3 protein-coding genes are annotated in these 5,714 nt (G+C 44.5%); all 3 read right to left on the bottom strand.

Going from position 1 to position 5,714, the window contains the following annotated elements:
• Nucleotides 1–419: 419 nt before the first annotated feature.
• The 3 genes from BU200_RS09835 to tpx all read right to left on the bottom strand — a co-directional run bounded on the left by BU200_RS09835 (nucleotide 420) and on the right by tpx (nucleotide 5,333).
• Nucleotides 420–3,782 carry an ABC transporter permease gene (locus tag BU200_RS09835; protein WP_075099971.1) on the bottom strand — a complete coding sequence of 1,121 codons (3,363 nt, stop codon included), beginning with the start codon at nucleotides 3,780–3,782 and terminating at the stop codon, nucleotides 420–422.
• Between the two features lie 9 nt (nucleotides 3,783–3,791).
• On the bottom strand, nucleotides 3,792–4,493 hold the full coding sequence (locus tag BU200_RS09830; protein ID WP_075099970.1) for an ABC transporter ATP-binding protein: 702 nt from the start codon (nucleotides 4,491–4,493) through the stop codon (nucleotides 3,792–3,794).
• A gap of 348 nt (nucleotides 4,494–4,841) precedes the next feature.
• A complete protein-coding gene (gene tpx, locus BU200_RS09825) occupies nucleotides 4,842–5,333 on the bottom strand; it encodes a thiol peroxidase (protein WP_075099969.1) in 492 nt (163 codons plus the stop codon).
• Nucleotides 5,334–5,714: the final 381 nt, after the last annotated feature.

Here is a 5,714-nt window from a genome sequence, read left to right as displayed (position 1 = left end):
ATTCCTAGACTGTTTGACACGAGCACTGCTCGTTTTATCTCCCACCTCCCACAGTCTATTCCTAGACTGTTTGACACGAGCACTGCTCGTTTTATCTCCCACCTCCCACAGTCTATTCCTAGACTGTGGGAGCGAGCAAAGCAAAAATAGGAGTTTTGACGAGTGAAAAGCTCCAGTGGAGGTTTTCAGCCTATTTCCTAAAGAACCATCATCAGCTAAAACTGAAACAGGTATCGCTCTTTTTTGCACAGCTCGTAGCCCGAGTTCAATTATACAAGACGAGTTAACGAAGTAATAAAAATATAAACTAAATGACTATATCCTTAATCAAAGCAATAGCGGACATTTGTCATGCTGTTTAACAGTGGAATGGCTATATTAACCAGTCCCAACAAATAAGCCGCTTTCTCTAACCTTTATTATTCGCCCGCTTTGAGAGCTTCTAGCATGTCCAGCTGCTGTAAATGATAGTGAACATAGCAGCCTAGGAGAGCTAAGATGCCTAAGACTGCACCGATTGGTACCAGATAGACAGTAAGGGATACTCTTGGAGCAAAGAGGATCGCGGGAGAGGCAATGACGGTGAGTAGCAAACGGTGGAGAACAAAGCCTGCCACCAAGCCTAGGATAATCCCAAAGAGGGATAACACCGTGGTTTCTTTATAGAGATAGAAAGTCACTTCCCGATCATAAAAACCTAGCACTTTGATCGTCGATAGTTCCCGAACCCGCTCCGCCATGTTGATATTGGTCAAGTTGTAGAGAATCACAATCCCCAGTAAGACGGACAGGACAATCAAAATAATCATGACGGACTGGAGCGACTGGACGATCGTTTCCAGCAGGGTAATCAAGGAGGTATTTTGCACAACCGCAAGCACTCCTTTCATGGCAAGAAAGTCTGTCGCAACCCTTTCCAGCACTTTTGTCTGGTTATTTCCCAAGACTACGAGACTGGCGTTCGGCTGATGAGACTTGCCTGTCGCTTCTTGGTAAGCTGTTGTGGACAGATAGATAAAATGTCCCGCATACATCTCTGCAATGCCCGCTACTTGGATCGTGACGGGTTCTTGATTGATCTTAATGGTCATCTTATCTCCGACCTCAACCTGATAAAGCTGTGCCAATTTTTCAGAAACAATAGCGCCTTTTTCTGGAAGCAAAAGTGCTTGCCTCGTTATAGGATTGCGCAAGCTGACAAATGAGGACAGATCCTTTTCCTGACTGACAAAAAGGCTGATAGCAAGCGCTTCTTCCTGCCCTTTGACACTCTCTGTCAAGCCATAATAAGCAACAGGTAGGCTAGCTTTGATTTCCCTTGAATGGAGCGCCTTTTCCACCTCGGCTTTTTCTTCCTTGCTGGCGCGACCTTGCTCAACTACGACCATCTGATAATGAAGAATCTGACCAAATTGCTGGTCAATGACCTGTGAAATGGAAGAGCGAATCCCCAGACCTGCAAACAGGAGGGCAACTGAACCCGCTACACCTACAATGGTCATCAGCATCCTCTTTTTATAACGTAGAATATTACGCGCAGTCACCTTTTGGCTGAAACGCAAGCGTCGCCAAATAAAAGGGAGAGATTCCAAGAAAATCTTTGCCCCTGACACAGGTGGCTTTGCTTGCAACAGTTGGGCTGGTTTTTCTCTTAATTCCCTGCTTGCTACCAAATAGGCTGGTAAAACAGAGGAAAGGAGAGAAAAGAGGAGGGCAAGAAGAATCCAGAAAGGATAGATGTACAACTGGCTCTGACCGATAATCGTTGTATCTGTGATAATCTGACTGATCATCGGCGCAAGAAGAAAATTCCCCAAGACTATGCCAACAATTGTCCCCAGTAAACCAGATGCCAGACCATAGAGGATAAATTTAATCAACACCTGTCCATTCGTATAGCCAAGAGCTCTTAAAATCCCCACATTGGAGCGCTCCTCATCAACAAAACGGGTCATGGTCATAGAGGTTACGAGGGCTGCAACTACATAGAGAACCGCCGGGAAGATATTGCCGACTGCCGAGATACTCTTGGTGCTACTGTCATAATTGGCATAGCCACTACCCCCGGGCAAACTATCCCTAGTGTAGCTTTTGTATTCTGGCGTATTCAATCGAGCCAGATCTGCCTGAGCTACTTGCAGCTCTTTACGCGCAGTCCTAATTTCTTGTTCAGCTGTGGCTCGCTTACTTTCAAAGGTCTGCCTAGCTGTTTGAAGCTCTGTTTGTCCTCGATTTAGTTCGGCTTGCTTGCCTGCCAAACTAAGACGGGCATCTTCCAGCTGTGCTTGTCCATTTTCATAAGCAAGACGACCCGCTTCGTATTCAGCAAGACCAAGCTCATAGGCGGCAACACCCTCTTGATAGCTCCCCAGAGCCGTTTGGTACTGGGCTTCTCCATATTCATACTGTTCCTTAGCCCTGCTATATGTCGCTTCTTGCTGCTGGTACTGGGTTTTACCTATTTCATAGGTAGCTTCTTCTGTTTGATAGGTCTGCTGCATCGTGCCGAAGTCTGATTCCAATTGCTTTAAACGTAGCTGAAGCTCTACTAGCTCTGGGATAGCACCTGGATTTTCTCCCATTGATACCGCAACTGCAATCTGATCCTGAATAGCCTGAGTTGTCGCTTCAAAATCACTTCTTGCTCGCTCCATTCTGGCAGCCAGTTGTTGCAATTCTTGCTCTTTCAATTTTAAATTGGAGTTGGTAGAGACAAGCCCCGCTTCTGCCTGTTCCAATTCCTGTCTGCTCTTATCTAAACTAGCACGATGGGTGTCCAGTTCTGTTTTGGCTGCCTGCAATTGACTATGACTGCTATCTAGCTGTTCTTGGGCGCTCGCCAAGTCACCTGCAATCATCTCTAATCTACTGGCTCGGCGTTCTAATTCGGCTTGTCCTTGCTTCAACTGCTCCTTGGCTGTTTCCAAGTCCGCTTCATTTGTGACCAACTGCTTCTCTGCTGCTGCCAGTTGGTCTTGGGAAGCCGTAATCTTTCGCTCGGCATCTTCTATCTTGCTCTTGCCTTCTTTGCGGATACTCTCTAGCCGTTTCTTGCCATTGTCTGCTAAAAGCTGATTGACTTGGTCTTGGTAAGCGATTATTTTTTGCTTATAGGCTGGCTGATAGTAGGAAATCTTTGCGACATCATCATAGCGAATCCGAGCCATCATGTAGACTTCTGAATCAAAAGCAGTTTCGGGTACAAAAGCATAGGCAGCTAGCTGACCAGTTCCTGTGCTGGCGGGACCTAGATTGATTTTTCCCCAGATTTCAGACGAATCTGCAAAACCTGTCACTGTAAAAACCGTCTCTTTTAACACAGATGCCTGCTTATTCCCCTCTTTGATCGTGATCTTGTCACCTATCTGATAGCTTCCATCAAGGTTGGTTGAGAGCAGAATTTCGTTAGCAGATGAGGGAGCTTTACCCGCCCTTAGGCGATAGCGGGAAATTTTCTTGGGAATCGAAAACAGACGGAGAGCTTCTTTGCCTGTCCCAAAAGTCACATCCTTAAAATAAGCATATTCAATCTGGGCTCCTCCGATTCCATCTAACTCTGCCTTATCTGCCCGACTGATACCCAGATCTGACATGACAGCCAAATCCATCATTTGTCCTTGTTCAATATAGGCCTGCGCTGTCTTTTCCATATTGGGGGCTGCAACTTTCAAGCCGATAAATGCCATAGAACCAATCAGCATCAGATTAAAAATGGAGAAAAAACGGCCCTTTGATGACAGCAAAGACTGCCCTATCGTTTTCCAATACATCCTTTTTTTCATCTTCTTTTCCTAGTATTCTAAGCTCATTATATCCTGTGGATGGGGGTTGACCCGAATCGAATGTACGCGGGCATCCCGCATCTGAATCACCCTATCTGCGATCGGAGCAAGGGCTGCATTATGGGTGACGATTACAACGGTTGCTCCTTCTTTTTTGGACATATCTTGCAAAATCTGTAAGACTTGCTTGCCTGTCTGGTAATCAAGGGCACCTGTCGGCTCATCACACAAGAGCATCTTAGGACGTTTAGCAACCGCACGCGCAATCGCTACCCGCTGCTGCTCACCTCCCGATAGTTGGGCTGGAAAATTATCCACGCGGTGTCCCAGTCCAACTTTTTCCAACACTTCGATTGGATCCATCGCATACTGCACAATTTCTGAAGCCAATTCCACATTTTCTTTAGCGGTCAGATTTGCGACCAGATTATAAAATTGAAAGACAAAGCCCACATCCTCACGGCGATACTTGGTCAGCTGCTTGCCAGTGAACTGGGCAATATCTATCCCATCAATTTGAACCACGCCCTCATCATTGGTATCCATGCCTCCCAAGATATTGAGCAAGGTTGATTTTCCTGCACCAGAAGAACCCAGAATAATGACCAATTCTCCCTTTTCAATCTCAAAAGCAATATCCTTGTTTGCTACGATACGATTGTTGCCCATAACATAGGATTTTGAACTATTCTTGACTTCGATATAAGCCATGCCTACCTCCTTCTTCCTTTTTTATCATAATTTTTTCCACTGACCATGGTTGACAGCTTTAGCTGATTACAGGTGTAACTACCTTTAGGTGTAGGCTTCCTTGCCTTCATCAAACACTACGTCAGTATCCTATTTTTCGTTCGTTTTTTTACGCTCTCGTATCTTGTTTAACTGAAGTCGGACTAAGCACTGGGTGAAAAAGATAAATACTCCTAGAAGCAGTTGCTTCTGCGTCGTATTTCCTATTTTCACTGTGTGCTTTTAACGTCCTCGTATCTTATATTATACCATGTTTTCGTTTTCAATGGAAAAACGAGCAGGTTCTGTTCCTTACTCGTTTTTCGATTTTTAATGTTTTTTTGCGGCTTCTAGGGCTGCTTCATAATCTGGGTGGGCATTGACATTGTCCAGATATTCAACATAGACAATTTGGTTGTTCTCATCAAGGACAAAGACAGCACGCGCCAATAAATTCCACTCCCGCATCAAGAGGCCATAGGATTTTCCAAAGGCATGGTCATAGTAGTCTGATAGGGTCACTGCCCCGTCAAGCCCTGCCGCACCGCACCAACGAGCCTGTGCAAAAGGTAAATCTGCTGAAACAGTGATGACAACCATATTGTCTGTATCTGCTAACTCTTGATTGAAACGGCGGGTTTGGGTATCACAAATCCCTGTATCAATAGAGGGAACGACACTAATCACCTTGCGTTTCTTACCAAAATCATTGAGGCTTTTCGAGGTCAAATCATTGGCCATCAAGACAAAATCCGGGGCTTGATCTCCTACACATAGTTGAGGTCCGACAAGCGTAACTGGTTTTCCGATAAATGTTGTCATAGTAGGCTCCTTTTTTCTAATACCTCTATTGTAAGCATTTTACCTCAAAAATGCTAATGTTTTGATTAGAATTTTCTGATAAGGAGCTCTATCACTTAAATTCAGGAAGTTCCATTTTTCATTATTCGCTACAAACCATATTTATAAAAGCTTTTCGATTCAATCAATTCTAGTAGCTACACCCAGAAACTAGGAAGCAAGGATAGAGAAAGAGGGACGAAAGGCAGTCAATGGAGACCTCTAAAAACTTCCTAATACTCAATAAAAAATAATGATACGTGATATAATAGAAATATGAAACCAACAGATTTTAAATTAAGCCCAGCAGACACTGCTCTTCTATCAAAAGCCCTCCAAACAGCTAAAACCAAATCTTTCCAT

Source organism: Streptococcus acidominimus (genome assembly GCF_001921825.1).
GTDB classification, from domain to species: Bacteria; Bacillota; Bacilli; order Lactobacillales; family Streptococcaceae; genus Streptococcus; species Streptococcus acidominimus.
This window is presented reverse-complemented; position numbering and strand designations above follow the sequence as displayed.